At 59.9% G+C, this 20,785-nt stretch carries 15 protein-coding genes and 2 tRNA genes; 13 read left to right on the top strand and 4 right to left on the bottom strand.

Going from position 1 to position 20,785, the window contains the following annotated elements; genetic code table 11:
- Positions 1–23: 23 nt before the first annotated feature.
- The 5 genes from OHL14_RS11705 to OHL14_RS11725 all read left to right on the top strand — a co-directional run bounded on the left by OHL14_RS11705 (position 24) and on the right by OHL14_RS11725 (position 6,478).
- Positions 24–635 (top strand): NADH-quinone oxidoreductase subunit B family protein, encoded by a 612-nt coding sequence (locus OHL14_RS11705; protein WP_317890413.1) that lies wholly within the window; start codon positions 24–26, stop codon positions 633–635.
- Positions 636–864: 229 nt separating this feature from the next.
- Complete coding sequence (locus OHL14_RS11710; protein WP_263379529.1) at positions 865–2,547, top strand: hypothetical protein; 1,683 nt, start codon at positions 865–867, stop codon at positions 2,545–2,547.
- A 154-nt stretch (positions 2,548–2,701) separates the two neighbouring features.
- Positions 2,702–4,753: a WD40/YVTN/BNR-like repeat-containing protein gene (locus tag OHL14_RS11715; protein WP_263379530.1), complete on the top strand. Its 2,052-nt coding sequence runs from the start codon at positions 2,702–2,704 to the stop codon at positions 4,751–4,753.
- A 64-nt stretch (positions 4,754–4,817) separates the two neighbouring features.
- Positions 4,818–5,969, top strand: coding sequence for an aminofutalosine synthase MqnE (gene mqnE, locus OHL14_RS11720; protein ID WP_263379531.1), 1,152 nt, complete (start codon positions 4,818–4,820; stop codon positions 5,967–5,969).
- Between the two features lie 65 nt (positions 5,970–6,034).
- Positions 6,035–6,478 (top strand): GNAT family N-acetyltransferase, encoded by a 444-nt coding sequence (locus tag OHL14_RS11725; RefSeq protein WP_263379532.1) that lies wholly within the window; start codon positions 6,035–6,037, stop codon positions 6,476–6,478.
- A gap of 571 nt (positions 6,479–7,049) precedes the next feature.
- On the opposite strand, the gene OHL14_RS11730 is transcribed toward OHL14_RS11725, so the two are convergent.
- The 3 genes from OHL14_RS11730 to OHL14_RS11740 all read right to left on the bottom strand — a co-directional run bounded on the left by OHL14_RS11730 (position 7,050) and on the right by OHL14_RS11740 (position 9,608).
- Positions 7,050–8,912, bottom strand: a complete 1,863-nt coding sequence (locus tag OHL14_RS11730; protein WP_263379533.1) for a glycosyltransferase — start codon at positions 8,910–8,912, stop codon at positions 7,050–7,052.
- A gap of 264 nt (positions 8,913–9,176) precedes the next feature.
- Positions 9,177–9,497, bottom strand: a complete 321-nt coding sequence (locus OHL14_RS11735) for a DUF3467 domain-containing protein (protein WP_263379534.1) — start codon at positions 9,495–9,497, stop codon at positions 9,177–9,179.
- Between the two features lie 29 nt (positions 9,498–9,526).
- A tRNA-Leu gene (locus OHL14_RS11740) sits at positions 9,527–9,608 on the bottom strand.
- A gap of 192 nt (positions 9,609–9,800) precedes the next feature.
- Between OHL14_RS11740 and lon the strand changes: the two genes are divergently transcribed.
- Positions 9,801–12,326 (top strand): endopeptidase La, encoded by a 2,526-nt coding sequence (gene lon, locus OHL14_RS11745; RefSeq protein WP_263379535.1) that lies wholly within the window; start codon positions 9,801–9,803, stop codon positions 12,324–12,326.
- A gap of 332 nt (positions 12,327–12,658) precedes the next feature.
- Positions 12,659–15,121: an NHL repeat-containing protein gene (locus OHL14_RS11750; protein WP_263379536.1), complete on the top strand. Its 2,463-nt coding sequence runs from the start codon at positions 12,659–12,661 to the stop codon at positions 15,119–15,121.
- A gap of 82 nt (positions 15,122–15,203) precedes the next feature.
- On the opposite strand, the gene OHL14_RS11755 is transcribed toward OHL14_RS11750, so the two are convergent.
- Positions 15,204–16,217 (bottom strand): hypothetical protein, encoded by a 1,014-nt coding sequence (locus OHL14_RS11755; protein ID WP_263379537.1) that lies wholly within the window; start codon positions 16,215–16,217, stop codon positions 15,204–15,206.
- A 79-nt stretch (positions 16,218–16,296) separates the two neighbouring features.
- On the opposite strand from OHL14_RS11755, the gene tsaB reads away from it, so the two are divergent.
- From tsaB to OHL14_RS11785, 6 genes are all read left to right on the top strand, one after another.
- Positions 16,297–16,977, top strand: coding sequence for a tRNA (adenosine(37)-N6)-threonylcarbamoyltransferase complex dimerization subunit type 1 TsaB (gene tsaB / locus OHL14_RS11760; protein WP_263379538.1), 681 nt, complete (start codon positions 16,297–16,299; stop codon positions 16,975–16,977).
- A gap of 80 nt (positions 16,978–17,057) precedes the next feature.
- A complete protein-coding gene (locus OHL14_RS11765) occupies positions 17,058–17,507 on the top strand; it encodes a GNAT family N-acetyltransferase (protein WP_263379539.1) in 450 nt (149 codons plus the stop codon).
- 55 nt (positions 17,508–17,562) lie between these two features.
- The gene (locus tag OHL14_RS11770; protein WP_263379540.1) at positions 17,563–18,189 is read left to right on the top strand and encodes a phosphatidylserine decarboxylase; all 627 of its coding nucleotides are present in this window, start codon (positions 17,563–17,565) and stop codon (positions 18,187–18,189) included.
- Positions 18,190–18,192: 3 nt separating this feature from the next.
- On the top strand, positions 18,193–19,038 hold the full coding sequence (gene pssA / locus OHL14_RS11775) for a CDP-diacylglycerol--serine O-phosphatidyltransferase (protein WP_263379541.1): 846 nt from the start codon (positions 18,193–18,195) through the stop codon (positions 19,036–19,038).
- Positions 19,039–19,095: 57 nt separating this feature from the next.
- Positions 19,096–20,472 carry an FAD-containing oxidoreductase gene (locus OHL14_RS11780; protein WP_263379542.1) on the top strand — a complete coding sequence of 459 codons (1,377 nt, stop codon included), beginning with the start codon at positions 19,096–19,098 and terminating at the stop codon, positions 20,470–20,472.
- A gap of 43 nt (positions 20,473–20,515) precedes the next feature.
- Positions 20,516–20,602, top strand: a tRNA-Leu gene (locus OHL14_RS11785).
- Positions 20,603–20,785: the final 183 nt, after the last annotated feature.

Raw genomic sequence — 20,785 nt, forward strand, 5'->3', positions numbered from 1 at the left:
CATCACACCGTATACTAAGACTTATGATTCAAGATACCGACTCCACCACCACTTCCAAGGCGCAAATACCGCAGCGAAACGACCGATACATCTTCGGCACGCTCGACAGCTTCGGCAAAAACCGCGACAAGCTGGATGAGGTGAACTGGGGTGATGAACAACCCGAAGGCGTCGTGCTCGCCTCGTTAGACGCAGCCATTAACTGGGTTCGCAAAAACTCCGTCTGGCCTATGACCTTCGGTTTGGCCTGCTGCGCAATTGAGATGATGTCCATGGGCGGTTCGCGTTACGATATCGCCCGCTTCGGAGCTGAGGTGTTTCGACCCTCGCCACGCCAGAGCGACCTGATGATCATTGCTGGTCGCGTGTCACAGAAGATGGCTCCGGTCATCCGACGTCTATACGAGCAGATGCCGGAGCCGAAGTGGGTTATTTCGATGGGCGCTTGTGCGACCTCAGGCGGAGTCTTTAACAACTACGCCCTGCTGCAGGGAGTGAATCAGGTCATTCCAGTGGACGTTTATGTCCCGGGCTGCCCACCGCGACCCGAGCAACTGCTCTACGCGATCACCCTGTTGCAGGAGAAGATTCAGGCTAGCAAGGGCTCTATTAAGGAGACCCTCAACCTGGGTTAGGACCCAACCCCTGTCACTTGCTCGACGTTTGACGCTTCTTTCGTCATACATCGGCCGGTGAGCAGGTAGCTATTGCGAAACTCGTCACCTGCGGATTTTCTTCTGGACACAGAAGTCAACTGCTGTAAACTTTGTGGGAAACCTCTTGGACCGGACTGCCATCTCACAAAAAGTCAACTCTTTGTCCGGCCTTTGTAACTTTAGTACTAATTTCGTGGAGGATTGTCGAATGTCTTATCGCCCGTTACGCAATATCAGTCGGTTTGTTCTGGCTGCTTGTGCGGTTACCCTAGGTGCCACCAGCCTCACTGCGCAAACCGCGCCCAGCACTGCCATGACTGGCCCCAATCCTTCGCGTGTAGACATCTTTATGGGCTACTCGTACTTCGGCGCGCACGGTCAGGTCAAGCCTTTTGGCCTGCCTTACTCCTCGGTCGATGAGGGTGCAATCGGCAGCGGTGCTTACTACTTTAACAAGTACGTCGGCGGCGAAGTTGCCTTCATCGCGAACCCGAACGGCAACAACGACGGCCTGTATGGCGCTTATGCCGGTCCCATCTTCCGCGCTCCGATGCAGAACTTCACGCTCTTCGCGCACGGCCTCGCTGGCGGCGTAAAGATCGCCGGACCGAACAACAGCACCAGTGCTGCTCTGTTTGAGCACGAGCCCTACACCTGGGGCCCTGGACTGCTGGTGGGCGGCGGTATGGACTATGACCTGCCCTTCTTTCATCACCGCCTCGGTCTGCGCCTGTTTGAGGCTGACTACCGCTACATCCACGCTGACTTCGGTCCTGCAGGCACGATCCCGACCGGCGGCGTTCTTGGCGGCCGTGCAAACATCGGCGCAGCTGAGTTGAGCTCCGGTCTTCTCTTGCACTTCGGTAGCATCCTTCCTCCGCCGCAGGTCACCTACACCTGCGCTGTGACGGCTCCGACCGGTGCTATCTACCCGGGTGACCCTGTCACGGTAACGGGAACGGCTGCGAACCTGGATCCCAAGAAGCCTGCCACCTACGCATGGACGGCTGATGGCGGTGCTAAGGTCTCTGGCACCTCCAGTGTGGCTGCTGTCGATACCGCTGGCCTCGCGCCGGGTACCTACGCAGTCAAGGGTCACGTGGAATATGGCAAGAAGCCGTACGCAATGGCTGACTGCTCGGTTCCTGTAACCATCAGCGCTCCGCTGCCTCCGACGGTCTCCTGCTCGGCTAATCCGTCGACCGTGAAGCCTGGCGATTCGTCCACTATCACGGCAAGCGGCAGCAGCCCCGAAGGCTACCCGCTGACCTACAGCTATTCGTCGACTGCCGGCACCATCAACGGCAACACGTCGTCGGCTACGCTCTCTACCTCTGGCGCAGCGCCGGGTACCATCACGGTCACCTGCAACGTCGTAGACAGCAAGGGTATGACCGCTTCGCAGCAGACTACGGTAACGGTTGAGGCTCCTCCGGCTCCCCCGGCACCGCAGGCAACAGCTTTGTGCAGCATCAACTTCGACCGCGACAAGCGCCGCCCGACGCGCGTTGACAACGAGGCTAAGGCTTGCCTCGATGACATCGCTCTCACGGCTCAGCGTCAGGCAGATGCCAAGCTCGCCATTACCGGTAACTCCGAGCCCGTAAAGATCATGGGCAAGAGCACCCCGCGTAAGGAAGAGATGGCAACGAAGGAAGCGACCAAGAAGGCTGCTGAGCGCGCTGTCAATGAGAAGGCTTACCTGGTTGGCGAGAAGGGCATCGATGCTTCGCGCATCTCTGTCTACACCGGCACCGCAGGCACCAACTCTGCTTCGACCATGCTGATCCCGGCTGGCGCAACGCTTGACATGACGGGCATCACGCCGGTCGATGAGAGCGCTGTCAAGGCCATCCCCCGCTCGGGTATGGGCATGAAGCACAAGAAGTAAACGAAGCTGCAACCGAAGGCCGGCTGGGACTCTCCCAGCCGGCCTTCTTCTTTTGTGGATGGCCTCGCTCGCCGATGTACCGGAATCTGTACAACTCCGCACCTCTGGAGGGCTGGCTTGCGATAGCCTGTTTGTTGGGAGAATCTTGTTGAACGTGCGCGCTTTTCGTCTATCGGCTGTTGCCTCACTGTTTTTATCTGTCTCGGCGTCGCTTTATGCTGAGGTCAGTTGGTTTCCCCTCGGGCCGTTCGGCGGCGATGCCCGCGCGTTCGCGGCGGATCCCCGCGACGCAAAGCATATCTATCTCGGCACAGCGACGGGCTGGGTTTATGACTCGCATGATGGGGGAATTACCTGGAAGCGCGTGGCCCAGATCGCCCATCGCAACGACCTTGTGATCGACCACATCCTCGCCGACACAAAGGATCCGCTTCGCCTGATCGTTGGCGGATTCACGCCGGAACATCCTGATGGAGGTCTCTGGATCAGCGAAGATGGTGGCCAGAACTGGTACGCGCAGGCGGAGATGCACGGCCAGGCCGTCCTGTCCCTCGCACGCTCGGCGAGCGATCCCCAGATCTTGATTGCAGGTACGCTTCGTGGCGTCTTCCGCTCAAAGGACAATGGCACACACTGGAGCCAAATCAGCCCTCCGGCCAGCACCGAAATTCATGAGGTGGAGTCGATCGCCATTGATCCGACTAATCCCGAGGTGATCTATGCGGGGACCTGGCATCTGCCTTGGAAGACCATAGATGGCGGAGCGCATTGGGAAAACATCAAGAATGGCATCATCGACGATTCGGATGTGTTCTCGATCATCATCGACCCGACGCAGCCTAAGGTCGTCTACGCAAGCGCATGTTCAGGCATCTACAAGAGTCTGAACGCTGCGGGCGAATTTAAGAAGGTTCAAGGGATTCCATCGACGGCGCGCCGCACGCGCAAGCTGGCGCAGGACCCCAAGCATCTGAACACGGTCTACGCTGGCACCACGGAAGGCCTGTATCGCACGCTCGACGGTGGAGAGCACTGGAGCCGTCTCACCGGCCCGGAGCTTATCGTCAACGACGTGTATATCGATCCCGAAAACCCTGACCACGTACTGCTCGCGACCGATCGTGGCGGCGTTCTCGCGAGCGAAAACGCTGGCGAGAGCTTTCATAGTTCAAATGGCGGGTTCTCCGCGCGACAGATCATTGCGTATGCCTCCGATCCGCACAATCCTGCGCGTCTCTATGTGGGAGTTGTGAACGATAAGGAGGTTGGCGGTGTCTTCACCAGCTCCAACGCGGGCCTTAGCTGGCAGCAGAAGAGCTCCGGCCTCGGCGGTCGCGATGTTTTCAGCCTTGCCGCGACGCAGGATGGCGTGATCCTCGCTGGAACGAACCGAGGCATCTTTCGCCTGCAGGACGACAACTGGCTGGACACAGGCGTTCTCCATGCGAGTAGCGAGAAACCCCCGGTCGTCGTCGTGGGAGCGAAGGGCGTAGCTGTTCGGCCGCGGGGCGAAAAATCCGCAGGCGCGAAGAAAGCGGCTGCGGCGGAACATCTTGATGACCTGATCTATACCATCACGCCCGAGGTGAATGCGATCTATGCAGGCACATCGAACGGTTTGCTGCGCGGCGACGCGTTCGGCAATGGATGGACGCGTGTCTCGTCACTAAAGATGGACGAGGTCCGATATGTAGCGATCGACGGCCACACGCTGCTGGCTGCGGGGCTAAAGCAGATGCAGGTCTCCAGCAACGCAGGGCAGAGCTGGAAGCCGGTGGAGCTTCCTGCTGGCTTGACGCAGGTTTCGGCGCTGGCGATCGACGATACGAAGACAATCTGGGTAGGTGGACGCGAAGGGCTCTTCCGGTCGTCGAACCAGGGTGAGTCGTGGCAGCCGACGACTGGACTGGCGTTGAACGATGTGGATTCCATCTACTTCGACGCTCCAAATCAGCGACTGCTAGTAACGACGGCGCAGTCGAGCTTCGTGTTTGCAGTGCATGTTCCGGACTACAAGGTGAACTACTGGAATAGTGGCTGGAAGCTGCGGTTTGCCCGTCCGGTTGGCGATCATCTCGTGGCAGCGACGTTGTTCGATGGCGTTGTCGTGCAGCCGCGGATGGTCGATTCTGCAGTGGCACCGCTGAATCCTGGAACATCTCCCGCTTCGGCTGTTGCTGCGACTGCAATTTCTGCACAGCCGTAGCATTGCGCGGTAACAGGTGCGCGTCGGTTGCGATGCGCACCTGTCGCGGCGGTAGAATAGAGGCATGGCCGCAACGTCCGTAATAACCAGCCCTCGCCACAGCTTCCAGACCGATGATCCCGCGCTTGAGCCGATTGCTCGCAAGGTGGAGAACGGTGAACGCCTGACCTTCGACGACGGCCTTGCGCTGTATCGAACGGGCGACATTCTTGCGGTTGGCTGGATGGCGAACCTGGTGCGCGAGCGCTTGCATGGCGACATGACGTACTTCAACGTCAACCGCCACATCAATCCCACGAACATCTGTGTTGCGAGCTGCCGTCTCTGCGCCTTTGGCCGCAAGAAGGGCGAAGCGGACACGTACACGATGGCGCTCGAAGAGGCCTGGGAGACTGCTGGTAAAGGACTGACCGAAGCGGTGACCGAGTTCCATATTGTGGGCGGTCTTCATCCTGATCTTCCGTACGAATACTACCTCGATCTCGTGAAGGGTTTGAAGCAGCGCTATCCGCAGGTGCATGTGAAGGCGTTCACGATGGTGGAGATCGCGTTCTATGCGAAGAAGGCGAAGGTGTCGATTGCCGAGGCTATCGACATGATGGTTGCGGCAGGCGTCGATTCCTGTCCGGGTGGCGGAGCTGAGATCTTTGCTGACCGCGTTCGGCACATCATCTGTGACCACAAGATCGACGGCTCGGAGTGGATCGATACGGCTCGGCTGGTGCACAAAGCTGGGCTGCGGTCGAATGCGACAATGCTTTACGGACACATCGAAAACGACGAAGACCGCGTAGACCACATGATGAAGCTGCGTGACTTGCAGGACGAGACTGGCGGTTTTCAGACGTTCATTCCGCTGAGCTTTCATCCGGATCACACGGCGCTGAGTCATCTGCCGAAGTCGACTGGGATGACAGACATTCGGCAGATTGCTGTGAGCCGTTTGCTGCTGGATAACTTCTCGCACATCAAGAGCTACTGGCAGATGGTGACGCCGAAGATGGCGCAGATCTCGCTGCGATTTGGAGCGGACGATATCGACGGAACCGTGGTGGAAGAGAAGATATATCACGATGCCGGAGCGAAGACGCCGCAAGGACTGCGAAGGCAGGATCTGGTGCGACTGATCACCGAAGCTGGCCGCGTGCCGTTCGAGCGCGATACGCTGTATCGCGAGGTGACGCGCAGCGAGGACAGCTTTACGGTTGCAGTTTAGCTGGCGTTCGTAGTTGGTCCCAAAAGCAGGTGCTTCGCTGCGCTCAGGATGACAATTCATTGAAGTTGAGAGCTTATCTTCCGAGCGACCTGGATGCGATGGTTGCTCTCGATGACGTGTGCTTCGAGGCGGAGTTTCGATTCTCGCGGTCGTCGATGCGGCGATTTGCCGAGGTGCAGAAGGCTCGCGTTGTCATTGCTGAGGAAGACGGCGAGATTGCTGGCTTCTGCATCGTTCATGTGGAGCGAGGCGTTCCTCGCGTCGGTTATGTGGTGACGCTCGATGTGGCTTTGGCGTTTCGTCGTCGCGGTCTGGCTAGCTTGATGATGGCTGAAGTCGAGCGACTTGCGGGGGAAGCTGGATGCGAGTTGCTGGGACTTCACGTTTGGACCGACAATGCGGCTGCTGTTCGGTTTTATGAGCGAATCGGGTTTGCGTATTCACGGACCGAAGCTGCATTCTATGGCGAAGGTCGTGATGCGCTGGTGCTGGTGAAGATGCTGGGGTAGCTACCCCTCCCCCCATACTTTTGGGGTCAAAGTTTTCATTGCAGGGTGGTTAGGTCTGGCTTTCGGTGGCCTAAGGGTGCATCGAGATTGGCGAGTCCAAAGGCGGCGTTGCGCCCTTTTTCTCAAGCTCTAATTTAAGTATAGCTCGCTGAGCCAGCGAATATGCATTTGTTTTTAGGGGTGTAAGTGGTCTAAAGTCAATGGTTTGAGGTGTGGTGGCGGAGGTTGGGGGCTTGACAGCAATTTGGGCGGCGGGCGTCGCGACTGGCAGCGAACTCATGCCCCTGAAGCCAGCGGTCGAGGGAGCGCATCGGGTTTAGTTTAGCTGGCGGTGAGGGTGGTGGCAGTGTCGAGGAAGGCAAGTCAGTCGTTTCGCTTCGCTACACTCCGGCCTGCGGCAGCAAGGAAACACGCGTTGGGTGGGGCGTTGATGGCACGGCTGAAGCCGTGCCCCTTCGATGGTGGCGGTGTGGGTGGCATCCTGCGGACCCACATCTCGCAAGGGAAACGTAGACGCAGATTCCCTTCGGGAATGACAAGGAAAAATGAGGCTAACGACAGTGACTCGAGGTCAGTGGATGAGGCGGGCTTCGTAGCTTCGGTTGAAGCGGAGGACGGCGGCCCATTCGCCGTGCTGGTCGAAGTTGGCTACGACGGTGCCGCCGAGGAGGGTGGCGATCTCCTGCGGGGTGAGGTCGTGGCTGGTGGCGAAGGCTCGGCCTCGGGGGGTGTTGGGGTGGGCGATGAGGTAGCGGCGGAGGTTGGGGTCGACGAAGTGGGTGGTGAAGACGATGGCGGTATCGTAGCTGGCGATGCCGGTGTTGGCTGTCTCGGCGACGAAGGGCTGCAGCGAGGGGCGGGTGAAGTCTTCGAGGGCGACGGCCTTGATGGGGTGCTGGACGTAGCCGAGTTCGGGTTTGAAGAGGTCGGTGGTGACGGGCCAGGCGGTGAGGACGGTCGCGGTGGGGTAGTGCTGAGCGACGTAGTCGATGGCCTGCTGGTGGGCGACGATCATGTCGCGGTAGGTGAGGCTGTCTTCGGGGGCGAAGGCGGTGGGCGGGTTGATCCACCAGGCGGAGATGAAGGCCAGAGCTGTGACGGCGGTGAAGGCTGCGGCGTAGTGCGTGCGCTGCTGCCAGAGGTAGACGCAGAGGAGCAGGATCAGCGGGTAGATGGGGAGGAGATAGCGCGTGAGGAGGGCTCCGCCGAGGATGGAAAAGGCGAGCCAGTTGGAGAGGATGAGGAGGCAGGGAACGGGGAATAGGGAGTAGGGAGAAGGGAGTGCGCTCGCGCCTTCGGCGCTCGCTCTTGCAAGTGCGGGGGGCCCTCCACTATGGCCTGCGGCCTCCGGTTGAGATGACAGCTTATTTCCACTGGAGCGGGTGGGGCGTTTTGGGAGGAAGAGGCAGGCGAGGGCGAGGAGGATGGGGAGCCAGATGTTGCGCTGCCAGAAGAGGTGGACGAAGCGGTAGCGGATGGCCTGGAAGATGTGGGCGGCGGTGAAGTTGGCGGTGGCGTTGTAGCGGAGATATTCGGGATTGCCGAAGGTGAAGCCGGTCATGTGGTGGTGGAAGGCGTACCAGAGAACCAGCGGGAGCAGCGGGAAGCTGAGGGCGGCGAGCCAGCGGAGGTGTGTCCGGCGCTGGGAGGGGTTGCGGAAGAGGAGATAGAGCTCGAGCGCGGCCAGGGTGGCTGGCTCGAGGATGGCGGTTTCTTTGGAGAGGGCGGCGAGGGCGAAGAGGAGGGCGACAGGGAGAAGGGAGTAGGGAGTAGGGAGTACGCTTCCGCTTGCGGCGCTTGCTGCTGCAACTGCAGGTCTCTCCACTTTCCCTTCGGCGCGCTTCGCTTGCTCAGGGTCCGGTCGAGATGACCTATCTGTGGGGATTGCTGGAGCAGGTCCTTCGACTTCGCGCTGCGCGCTGCGCTCAGGATGACAAGGTTCGAGAGGGGAGGTGAACCACACAGCTTGCGGAAGGTAGAGGGCGAAGGCCCAGAGGGTGAAGGCTGCGGCGAAGATGTCGGCGTGGGCGAGGGTGGATTGGGTGTACCAGATGGGGTAGACGGCGGTGAGGAGGGTGACGGTGCAGGCGGCGGTGGGGCCGAGAAGACTCTGGGTGAGGCGAAGTACGGCGAGGAGGGCGGCGGCGGCGAAGGCGCAGACGATGAGGCGCGTCGCGAGGATGTGGAAGCCGGTGAGGTGCCAGAGGGTGCCGAGGACGACGTTCGGCAGCGGCGGGTGGGCGTTGGTGAAGTGCGGGACGAGCCAGCCGTGGTGGTAGAAGTCGAGGGCGGCTGGGATGTAGTAGCCACCTTCGTCCCAGAAGTAGGGGAGGCGGAGGAGGGTGAGGTGGGTGAGCGCGACCGCAATGAAGAACAGGGGGAAGAGGAACGAAGAGCGAACTGAGACAAGGCGGGTTGCGGCGCGGTGGAGCACGTGGGGCTGACCTCGAGGGAAAGCTCCATTTTAGTGGAGGGTAAGAAGAGTGAGGGTTTGTGGAGGTGTGGACGGTGTTCATCCCACCCATCCGCGAGGAAGCTGCGTATGGATGGGGCACCCGGCACCCGGGCGTTAAGGCGGGACCGGGTTTTGTTCAGCGTAAAGCTAAGAGTGTGTGAGCGAGGAGTGGACGTCGGTTGTGAGAACGAGAAAGCCCGACCTTGTTCGGTCGGGCTGTGTGAGCGCGGTGGATGAAGAGAGTTAGTGGATGGGGCCGCCGGGGATGATCTGGAGGGGGGCATTCGGCTGCGGGGTGTCGAGCGAGATGGGGCCGAAGGTTTCCTCGTACTGGGCCAGGTTGTGGGAGAGGATGTTGTGCAAGGCCTTGGCCTGCTGCGGGCTGAGATAGATGCCCTGAAAATTTTCGACAGAAACCTCTTCAGGAGATTGACTGCTGAGCGTTCCGAAGACGAGCATGAAGTCCCAGACGGAGAGGCGGACCTGGACGCTGTTGGCGTAGGAGTCGCGGTAGTCGGGAGTTTTGGAAAGAGTGATGCGCGGTTCGGGACGTGCCTGGCTCATGAGCTTGGGTTTCCTGGGCTTTAAGAGGTTGGTGCGGGAGGGGGGACTCGAACCCCCACGCCGGAGCACAGGCTTCTAAGACCTGCGTGTCTGCCATTTCACCACTCCCGCAATGGGTCTAGGCTATCAACAAAGCAGGGTGTAGGGAATAGGGCGCTGGGAATAGGCGTGGAAAGGTGGGAGCAGCATCCTATTTGGAGGGCGCGGATGGCCGATGAAGTGGGGATGGACTGAGGGTGAGTTTGCGACGGATGCGGGTTGTAGTGCATCCTATACAAGAAAGTTGATAAAGGGACACTCAACATGCCAAATGAATTTGTAAGCGTCATCAAGCCGAGCACCGATAAACCGGGCGAGAGCGAAGGTCGTGCGCGGTCGTATCCTGTTTTGCCCGTGAGGGATACGGTACTTTTTCCGCACGCGGTGCTGCCGCTGACGGTGGGACGAGAGAGTTCCATCCAGCTGATTCAGTCGCTGGGTGAAGAGAAGACCATCCTTGTGGTGGCGCAGCGGGATGCCCGCCAGGATGCTCCGGATGGAGGCGACCTGTATGAGGTGGGAACGCTCGCTACCGTACATAAGGTTGTTAAGATGCCGAACCAGAGCCTCTTTGTGTTTACGGAGGGTACGGAGCGGGTGAAGCTGGGGGCATTCACACAGACGCAGCCGTTCTTGGCGGCGGAATATGAGCCGCTGGGCGAGACGCTGGCGGCGGAGTCGTCTGAGCTGGAGGCGTTGCAGCGCAGTGTGCTTGAGCAGTTTCAGGAGATTGTAAGCGCGTCTTCGACGCTGTCGGATGATCTGCAAACGATTGCGCTGAACATCGATGAGCCGTCGCGGCTGGCGGATTTTATTGCGGCGAGTCTGCCGTTTCTGACGACGATCGAGAAGCAGGATCTGCTGGAGAAGACGGATGTCCGGTCGCGGCTAGAGATGATCAATGGGCAGCTGGCGAAGGAGCTTGAGGTGCAGCAGTTGCGCAACAAGATCCAGAGCGAGGTACAGGACTCGGTACAGCAGAGCCAGCGCGATTTTTATCTGCGTGAGCAGATGAAGGCGATTCAAAAGGAGCTGGGCGATCTCGACGAAGGTCAGAAGGATGTGGCTGACCTGAAGGAGAAGATCGAGGCGGCCGGGATGCCGGAGGATGTGAAGAAGGACGCGCTGAAGGAGCTGAGCCGGTTGAGCCGGATGAATCCTGCGGCGGCGGATTACTCGCTGACTCGGAATTATGTGGAGTGGCTGGCGGTGCTGCCGTGGTCGAAGGGCTCGGCTGGCGAGGTGGACATCAAGAAGGCGAAGGAGTTTCTGGATGAGGACCACTACGGCCTGAAGAAGGTGAAGGACCGCATTCTGGACTACTTGAGTGTCCGGCGGTTGAAGCCGGATATGAAAGGGCCGATTCTTTGCTTTGTCGGGCCTCCGGGCGTGGGTAAGACCTCGCTGGGACGGTCGATCGCCCGGGCGCTGGACCGTAAGTTCAGCCGCATCTCGCTGGGCGGTATGCATGATGAGGCGGAGATCCGCGGACATCGCCGGACGTATATCGGCGCGCTGCCGGGACAGATCATTCAGCACCTGAAGAGGGTCGGCGTGAACGATCCGGTGTTCATGCTGGATGAGATTGACAAGCTTGGTCGCGACTTCCGTGGCGATCCGGCGAGCGCTCTGCTGGAGACGCTTGATCCGGAGCAGAACAACACGTTCCGCGACAACTATCTGGATCAGCCGTTCGATTTGAGTAAGGTGCTGTTTATCTGCACGGCGAACCAGTTGGACACGATTCCGGCGCCCCTGCTGGACCGCATGGAGATCATCGAGCTCACGGGTTACACCGAAGAGGAGAAGGTCAACATTGCGGAGCGATACCTGGTGCCTCGGCAGATCAAGGAGAACGGGATTACGGAGGAGACGATCGAGTTTCCGACGGAGTCTGTTGGCCTGGTGGCTCGGCATTACACGCGCGAGGCTGGCGTGAGAAAGCTGGAGCAGCAGATTGGAACGATCTGCCGGAAGACGGCGCGCAAGGTGGCGGAGTATGTGCCGATTGAGGCAGAGGTGCTTCCAAATGCAGATTCCTCCGCTTCGCTGCGGAATGACAAAGAATTGCCTGAAAATGACAACGCCAGGATGCCGAAGCTGGTGATTACGCCTGAGGTGGTGCACGAGTTCCTTGGCGGCATCAAGGTGCGCGTGGATACGGAGATTGCCGAGCGCACGAAGCGGCCGGGCGTTGCGGTCGGACTAGCGTGGACTCCTGCTGGCGGCGATGTGTTGTTCATCGAGGCCAACAAGATGAAGGGCAAGGGCGGCTTCACGATGACCGGGCAGATCGGCGACGTGATGAAGGAGTCTATGCAGGCTGCGCTGACGTGGGTGCGGTCGAATGCTTCGGCCCTGGGACTGGATGAGGATGTGCTGAAGGATATCGATCTGCACATCCACGTGCCGGCGGGAGCGATCCCGAAGGACGGTCCAAGTGCTGGCGTGACGATGGCGACGGCACTGGTGTCATTGCTGACTGACAGGCCGGTGCATCCGCTGCTGGCGATGACGGGTGAGATCACGCTGAGCGGCAATGTACTGCCGGTGGGTGGCATCAAGGAGAAGTTCCTTGCGGCCAAGCGCGCCGGGGTGCTGGATGTGATCCTGCCGATCGATGTGAAGACGAATGTGGAGGAAGACTTGACGGCCGAGCAGATAGCCGGGGTACGAATTCACTATGCAACTCGCATCGAAGATGTACTGGCGGTAGCTCTGCCGAAGGGTGCAGTCGAGGCCCATCAAGACGAGGCTGTGCGGGAAGAGATTCTCGTTGCTGCCGAGTAGTGGTTGTGAGGAAAGTACGCAGGCCCCGGAGAGATCCGGGGCCTTTGCTTTTGGAGTGACGCTGACAGCTGTGCCCAGATTTGGGAGGTGCAACGTATTTATAGGGTTGGGCCGAGGGCTATTTTTCTTGTGGAATCGAAAGCGGCCTATGCGGGTTTGGGGCAATTGCTGGAGGGCAAGAGGTTCCGGGGTCGCAAAGTTTTTATACCCCTTGTGTGGTATCAAGTAGCGCGGTTTACGAAGTCCGAAATGGGAATTGGACCGTACTATTAGTAAAGCCCCTAGACAGGCCCCTAAGATTTGTAGTTTTCTGGAGAATTTCGTTGTTAAACGTGCGTTCGCTTTCCCTTTCCCTCTCTCTCTCTGTCCTTCTTGCGACCGGTCTGACCGGTTGCTCCGGCGGCAGCTTCAGCTTCCCTGATGCTTCGGTAAATCCGACGGCCACGCAAGTTGGCTCCATCACTGGAAGCAACTATGGTGGTCACGCTCCGCTCGTAGGTGCCCATGTGTACCTCGTGGAGCCTGGCACCTCCGGCTATGGATCGGTGGTCAAGGGTCTGCTGAACACCACCGGCGCCACGACGAAGAACGGTTCGTGGACGAACTCCGGTAATCCCAGCGATGAGTTTGTGCCTGCGACCGATGCGGCAGGCAAGCCTTTTTACGGCGTACAGACGGATTTGACGGGAGCTTTCAACATCTCCGGTGACTATACCTGCGATGCGGGCGTTCCGGTGTATCTGATCGCGTACGGCGGCGATCCGAGCTTTCCTTCGGCGGCAAACTATACGTATGCCATCTCCAAGGTGGTGGTGACGGGGTCGGGTAGCAATTACACGTATACGTTCACGGTGAGTGTTCCCCCGGAGCTGGCGTATATCGGTGAGGGAGTGACGATTTCAGGTGCGTTTAGCGGAACGACGTTCACGCCGACGGGTACAGGCGTGATCGCGGGTTCGGGAGCGACAGCGCTTTCGACGACGCAGTTTTCGCTGTCTTCGACGACGGGAACAGCCGGGACCTATACGCCAGCCGGTATGACGGCGGCGCTCCTGCCGACGTTCAATCCGAGCGCGGTGAACATGGCGATGCTGGGCATCTGCCCGAGTTCAGGCACATTCCAGGGTGTGATCAACTATGTGTACATGAACGAGGTTTCGACGGTGGCTACGGCGTATGCGCTGGCGGGCTTCGTGAACTCGTCGGCTACCTCGCAGGCGGGCAACGACGAGTTCCACATCGGATCGTCGGGAACGACGCAGGCGCTGCAGGGTATTGCGAATGCGGCGTTGACGGCGGCGAACCTGTACAACATCCAAGGTGGACCGGTGTCGACTACGTTTGCCGGTGAAGGCCATTTGGCGAATACGGTAACGGCGGGTGGTAATGGCGTTGTGCCGCAGACGACGCTCGACAGCCTGGGTAACATTCTGGCGGCGTGCGTGGATTCGCAGAACACGTACCGCATTACGTCGGCTACGGGCGTGACGCCAGTGACGTTCAGCGGAACTCTTTCGACGACCTGCCAGAATCTATTCCAGTACGCATCGGACAACGGCGTGTATGACACGACGACGTATAACTCGTCGCTCAAGACAGGGCACCAGGCGTTCAATATTGCGCAGGCGGCGTTCAACATCGCGAGCTTTGGGCAGGGTGAAGGTACGGGTACGACGAACAGCTCGGGTGTGCAGACGGTAACGCCGTTGTCGGCGACGAGCGCGAGCAACTTCTCTTCAGCGCTGTATAACCTGCCGACGGGGAACGTACCGTTCAGCCCCAGCCTTACGGCGGCGCCGAACAGCTGGGTTGTGCCGATTGTGTACTCGAACAATGCTGGTTCGACCCTTCTGAACCCGCTTTGGTTGCCGTACCGCGCGGCGATCGACAGTCAGGGAAACATCTGGGTGGCGAACACGACGAACGCGACGAAGTTCAACAATCTCGGCGTGATTCAATATGCTCCGACGGGCGTTGCCGGAGGCACCTCGCTGGCGATCGATCTGAACGACAACGTGTGGGTGACGAGTCAGACGACCAGCACGCTGCAGGAGTTCAACTCGGCTGGCGGGACGGTGCAGGCTGGCATCACGGCGACGGGCTTCAACGGACCGTACTCGGTTGCAGTCGATGGCAACAACGATGTGTGGGTCGGCAGCGTGAACGGTACCAGCCTGGTGAAGCTGAACAATGCAGGCACAGTAATGAGCACCAATACGAACGCCGCCTTCCAGTCGATTGAGGGTTCAGCGATCGATAGCAAGGGGTCGTTCTGGGCGGCTGACTTCTCTTCGAGCAACGTGCAGAAGGTGCCGACCGCGAACAACACGGTGACGTACAACCTGACCGGGAACGGGCTGAACGCTTCAACCCGCGTGGCGGTGGACGGCAGCGACAATGCGTGGTTTGTGAGCTCGGCGAACAATAACCTGGTGGAGATCAGCAGCACGGGTAACTTTCTTTCGGGTACGGCCGGCTTCACGGTGCCGGGCGGCAATGGCACGAACCCGGAAGGCATTGGCGTGGATGGAGCCGGGAATATCTGGGTCGGCTTCTCAGGTACGTCTGCGGCGACGAGTTCGTTGGCGGAGTTCAACAACAATGGCGTGTACATCGGCAACTTCGCGTTCCCTGGGCAGAATGGAACGCGTGGCGCGCAGGTCGACAGCTCAGGCAATGTCTGGGTTGTGGAGTACAGTGCCGGTTCGCTGATCGAGGTTGTCGGCGCGGCGACGCCGGTGGTGACGCCGTACTCGCTCGGCATCAAGAACGCCAAGCTGGGTGCCAAGCCGTAAAGGGGTTGGTGCTGAGCTGTGAAAAGCCACGACCGGGATGCCGGTCGTGGCTTTTTACTTTGGCATATCAGAGCCGCTGTGGCTACTTCTTGGCCAGCAGGTAGGCGTGGTAGCCGGCGAACTCGTACTCGAGGGAAAGGTAGCCCTTTTCGTTGCCGAGGCCGTTGCCGTTGAGCGAGATGCTGGTGATCTGGTTGCCGAAGTCTTTCTTGGTCCAGTAGACGGCGAGGGTGCGCTCGGTATCGGTGAGGGAGAGCATGAACTGGCCGGGTGCGCGGTGCTTGGCTTTGACGTCCAGGAAGTCGAAGTTGTCGGAGGGCTCGCCGTAGCCTGCGCCCAGGCTCGTCTTGAGGGCGGTGAACTGCTCCTTCATGGCGTGACCTGCGGGGTCGCCGTCGATGTCCTTGCCGGTGGCGATGAGCTTTACGAGTCCCTGTTGCGGGCCGACGATGAGGAGGAAGGTTTCGAAGTTGGGGTCGGGCTTGGGGGAGGCGGCGACTTCGAGGATGTCCCCGGACTGCTTGAGGACGTTATCTTTGCCGATGGCGGCGATGATCTGTTCGCGGGTTTCTCCTGCGTAGAAGCCGAAGGTGCCAGCGCCTTTGTTGAGGGCGTCGGCGTCGGCCTGCGGTGTGGCTGCAGGAGCGATGGGGGAGACATCCTGTGGGACTGGCTGTGCGGCTGATTGCTGGGTAGCAGCAGGAGAGGCTGGTACGGGCGCAGGTGTTGCTGGAATAACGACAACGGGCTTTGTGGCGACTACAGGAGCTGATGTGGATGCGGGCTTTGCTGCGGCAGGAGCGGGCTTTTTGACTGCTGGCTTTTTGGCGACGGTCTTGAGTGCTGGTGTGGGGTCATCCGGTGGTGGAGGGAGGATGATGGCGTGCGGCTTGGGGGCAGCGGGCGGCATGGCCAGCGGCGTGGTGGGACGCGTGCTGGTGGGGGGCAGGACGACGGAGTTTGGGGTCGTGGTGTCCGGCGAAGGGGTGGTGCTGGTGTCCTGAGCGCGCGTTGGCAGCGTGGAACCACAAAGGCAGAGAGTCAGTGCGACGAGGCCAAGAGTGAGAGGTTTGCTGCAGCTGCAAAGGGAGGACATAGACCAGACTTTATCTGTAAATGGAGGTGCAGGCAACCGGATTTGGGTGTGTGTAAGGGGTACGAGAGGCGGTGTTCCTATGGGTGCAGACGGTATGCTGGAGAGCGTGAATGATGCGATGAAGAAGGAAGTTCGAATGCTGGTGATGGACACGTGCGGCGAGTGTGCGGGCGTGGCTGTGAGTGCGGATGGATTGGTCATGGCGAGTGAGGAGCTGTCGCGGGGTGGTGGGTCGGCGGAGATTGTCGAGGCGGTGCAGCGGGTGCTGTCGCGGGCTGGGTGCTCGTTGCAGGAGATGACGGCGATTGGGGTGGTGAGTGGGCCGGGATCGTTTACGGGCGTGCGCGTGGGGATGGCCGCGGGGAAGGGGCTGAGCGAGGCGGCGCAGGTGAGGATGTTGACGGTGTCTCGGCTGGCGGTGTTGTGGGAGGCTGCGGCTGCGGAGGGGGTCGTAGCGCTCGATGCAGGGCGTGGCGAGTGCTATCTGCGCGATGCCGATGGGCGTGAGTGGCTGGCGACGACTGAGGAGTTGCGGGCGGTGGCTGGAGGTCGCGAGGTGGTAGTCGCAGAAGAGCGAGTGGCAGAGCGACTGCGGGAGGAAGGGGTTGCGGTGCGGGTTCGGGGGCTTTCGGTGGGAGATGCGGTTGCGCCGCTGCTGCGGATGGCGGCGGATGGCGGCTCGATGACGCTGGGCGATGCGAACTATGTTCGGCGCGAGAGCGATATTTATAAAGGCAAGGGAACAGGGAGTAGGGAATAGGGAGTAGGGATTGGACGATGTGGCTGCGAAGGGCTGCTGCTCAGATAAGAGACAAGAGATTTTGAGAGAACAGAGCTTTGATGATTCGGGTTGGTGAGGCTGAGGATGTTGCGGGGATTCTGCGGGTGGAGCGGGGGTGTGAGGAGGCTCCGCAGTGGGGGGAGCGTGTGTGGTCGGGGCTGCTTACCGAAGGAGGGGAGTTGCGGTGCGTGATGGTGGCTAAGAGCGAGCTTGGTGTCGTGGGGTTCGTGGTGATTGGCGGGGTGGCGGGGGTTGCCGAGATTGAGAGTGTTGCGGTCGAAGTGGAGGCCCGCGGGCAGGGGATTGGCAAGTCGTTGTGTCTTGCGGCCATGCGGTGGGCCGAGGAGCGTGGGGCTGTGGCGATGGAGCTTGAGGTGAGGGCTTCGAATGTTATGGCTCGACGGATGTACGCGGGGCTGGGGTTCGTGGAGCAGGGGATGCGCAAAGGGTATTATGCGGGGCCGGTTGAGGATGCGGTGCTGATGGCAGCTGTGTTGACTCCACGATAGATCGGGCTGCGAGTAGTGGACGGATCTTGCAGGTGCGAAAGGTATAATCGCCGGTATGGTTCGGGACGGATATTTTTATGGGCTGGCATTGCTGGCCGTAGCTGCGATCGTTTGGTTTACCACGCACATCAGCGTGTTGACGGCTGTGCCGGTGCTGCTGGCGGTGTTTTTTCTGTGGTTCTTTCGCAATCCTTCGCGCAAGATTCCGGTGGGTGAGGGATTGATTGTCTCTCCGGGTGACGGCAAGGTCGAAGAGGCCGACTGGATCGAGACGACGAGCGGTACGCGGCTGCGTGTGACGATTTTTCTGAGCGTGTTCGATGTGCATGTGAACCGCGTCCCCGTCGGTGGGACGGTGACGCTGGTAGAGCATCGCGAGGGTCTGTTCCTGAATGCGATGCGGCCGGACTCTGCGGTGCATAACGAGCAGACGCTGATTACGATTGATGCGGGTAGCTACTCGGTGAGCTTCAAACAGATTGCCGGACTGCTGGCACGACGGATTGTATGCAACCTGAAGACTGGCGATCACGTGGAGCGCGGGCAGCTGATGGGATTGATCAAGTTTGGATCACGTGTGGATGTGCTGATGCCGGCAGAGGTCGAGTTGCGGGTGAAGGTGGGCCAGCGTGTGAAGGGCGGCAGCAGCGTTCTGGCTGCGATGCCGACAGGGAAGAAGTAACCTATGGCCGAATCGGCGATGGAAGAGCATAAGATACAGCGCCCGCCTGCGAAGCGGGGCATGTATGTGCTGCCGTCGCTGTTCACGGCGGGCAACATCGCGATCGGCTATTACATCATCATGCAGGCGATCCGCGGCTCGGGGCTTGCGGACCCGCTGAACCAGCCATACTTCGATCGCGCAGCGCTGGGTATTGCTTTTGCGATCATCTTCGATGGTTTGGATGGGCGCATTGCGAGGATGACGAACACGGCGAGCGAGTTTGGGCGTGAACTGGACTCGCTGGCGGATGTGATCACGTTCGGTGTGGCACCAAGCTTGCTGGCGTACCTGTGGGGCGTACGGCAGGTGCAGATGGGCACGTATCCTGGGGTGCAGGAACGGGTGCTGCATTTTGGCCTGGTGATCTGCTTCCTGTTCCTGATCTGCGGAGCGTGCCGACTGGCGCGTTTCAATATCTCGGTGAATCCGAAGCCGAAGAACCCGGGCAGGCCAGGACGGAAGTATTTTGTGGGCATGCCGATTCCGGCCGGCGCAGGCGTGATCGGTGCGGTGATCCACTTTGAAGGTGGATCGCCGGTAGGCAGCTTGTGGATGTCGACGCTGTGGCTCGGACTGGTGGCCTTTACAGGCTTTCTGATGGTGAGCAGCTGGCGTTTCTGGAGCGGCAAAGAGATCGACATGAGTGCACGCAAGCCGGTGCGGTTGCTGGTGCTGCTGGCGGTAGTGATCGCGGTGATGTTCGAGTGGCACCGCTACGCGCTGATGGTGATGGCGCTTGGCTACCTGATGAGCGGCGTGCTGGCGCGGCTGGCGTACTCCTGGCAACGGCGGTTTGCGCGCGCGTAACGCTGTAGTTGCTGTGTGCATCCAAAGGCTGTTGACCCAATTTGTGGACGAGGCGTGATGCAACAGACATTCGATGCAGTGATTATAGGAACAGGGCAGGCGGGACCTCCGCTTGCGGGACGACTCACGAAGGCCGGCTGGAAGGTCGCGATTGTCGAGCGTGATCTTGTCGGTGGCACGTGCGTGAATCGCGGCTGCACACCTACGAAGGCGATGGTGGCAAGTGCGAAGGTTGCGTTCCAGGCGCGACGAGCGAATGAGTTCGGTGTGAATGCAGGTGAGGTCTCTGTCGATATGCGCGCCGTGAAGGCTCGCAAGGACAAGATTGTGGCGGCTTCGCATGACGGCCTGGAGAAGTGGCTTGGTGGCATGGAAGGTTGCACCTTGTTTCGCGGGACTGGAGTCTTTGAAGCTGCGAACCGTGTGCGTGTGGGCGATGATCTGCTTGAGGCGAAGCATATCTTCGTGAACGTGGGCGAGCGCCCTCGGGCGCCGAAGGAGATGGTGCCGGAGGGTGTGCCGTATCTGACGAGTTCGTCGATCCTGGAGCTGGATGAACTTCCGGAGCACCTCGTAGTGGTGGGTGGTAGTTATGTAGGGCTGGAGTTTGCGCAGATGTTTCGGCGATTTGGCTCTCGCGTGACGGTGGTAGAGCGTGCGGCAAATCTGCTGGGACATGAGGATGAAGACATTTGCGCGGCCGTGCAGGAGACGCTGGAGGCCGAGGGAATTGCGTTCCGTATGAACGCTGAATGCATCCACCTGGAGAAGCGAGCAGAGGGTGTGGCGGTTCATCTGACGTGTGCCGTGGATAGTCCTGAGGTGGTGGGATCGCATGTGCTGCTGGCCGTGGGGCGGCAGCCGAATACGGATGATCTCGGCTTGCAGGCGGCTGGGATTGCTGCCGATGAGAAGGGCTACATCGGCGTGAATGATGAGTTGCAGACGAATGTTGCCGGTGTGTGGGCGATGGGCGATTGCAACGGCAAGGGTGGGTTCACGCATACTTCTTACAACGACTACGAGATTGTGGCGGCGAACCTGCTGGATAAGGATCCGCGGAAGGTGTCGGATCGGATCTCGTGCCATGCGACGTACATCGATCCTCCGCTGGCGCAGATTGGCATGAATGAGAAGGCCGTGCGAAAGAGCGGGCGCCAAGCGAAGATCGGCGTGAGGCCGATGACGAGGGTGGCACGCGCGCTGGAGAAGGGCGAATCGCGCGGGCTGATGAAGGTGCTGGTGGATGCCGAGACGGATGAGATCCTGGGCGCGACGATCTTCGGCGTCGGCGGCGATGAGGCGATCCACTGCCTGCTGACGGCGATGTACGCGAAGAAGCCGGCGGAGCTGTTGCGGCGGTCGGTGCATATTCATCCCACGGTGGCCGAGCTGATACCGACGATGCTGGAGGATCTGAAGCCGCTGGAGTAAAGCTGGCGAGCATGCGATACTGGAGGTGTCAGCATGACCACTGGCCGGGATGGTGGAACTGGTAGACGCAGCGGACTCAAAATCCGCCGGAGGCAACTCCATGGGGGTTCGATTCCCCCTCCCGGCACCAATAGAATCAGTGGTTTGAAGGAAGAAACCCATCTTCGGATTCGTTTTTCTATGCCCAAACTATGGCCAAAGAAATGCACGAGGCGACTTAGCCTCCACCAAACCAACGTAAAGAATTTTTGCGGAGGCGTCCTGGAGTTCGTTTATCGAGCGTAATCGATCTTTTGGAATCCCTATACGCAGT

It is taken from the genome of Granulicella paludicola (assembly GCF_025685545.1).
Classification (GTDB): Bacteria; Acidobacteriota; Terriglobia; order Terriglobales; family Acidobacteriaceae; genus Granulicella; species Granulicella paludicola.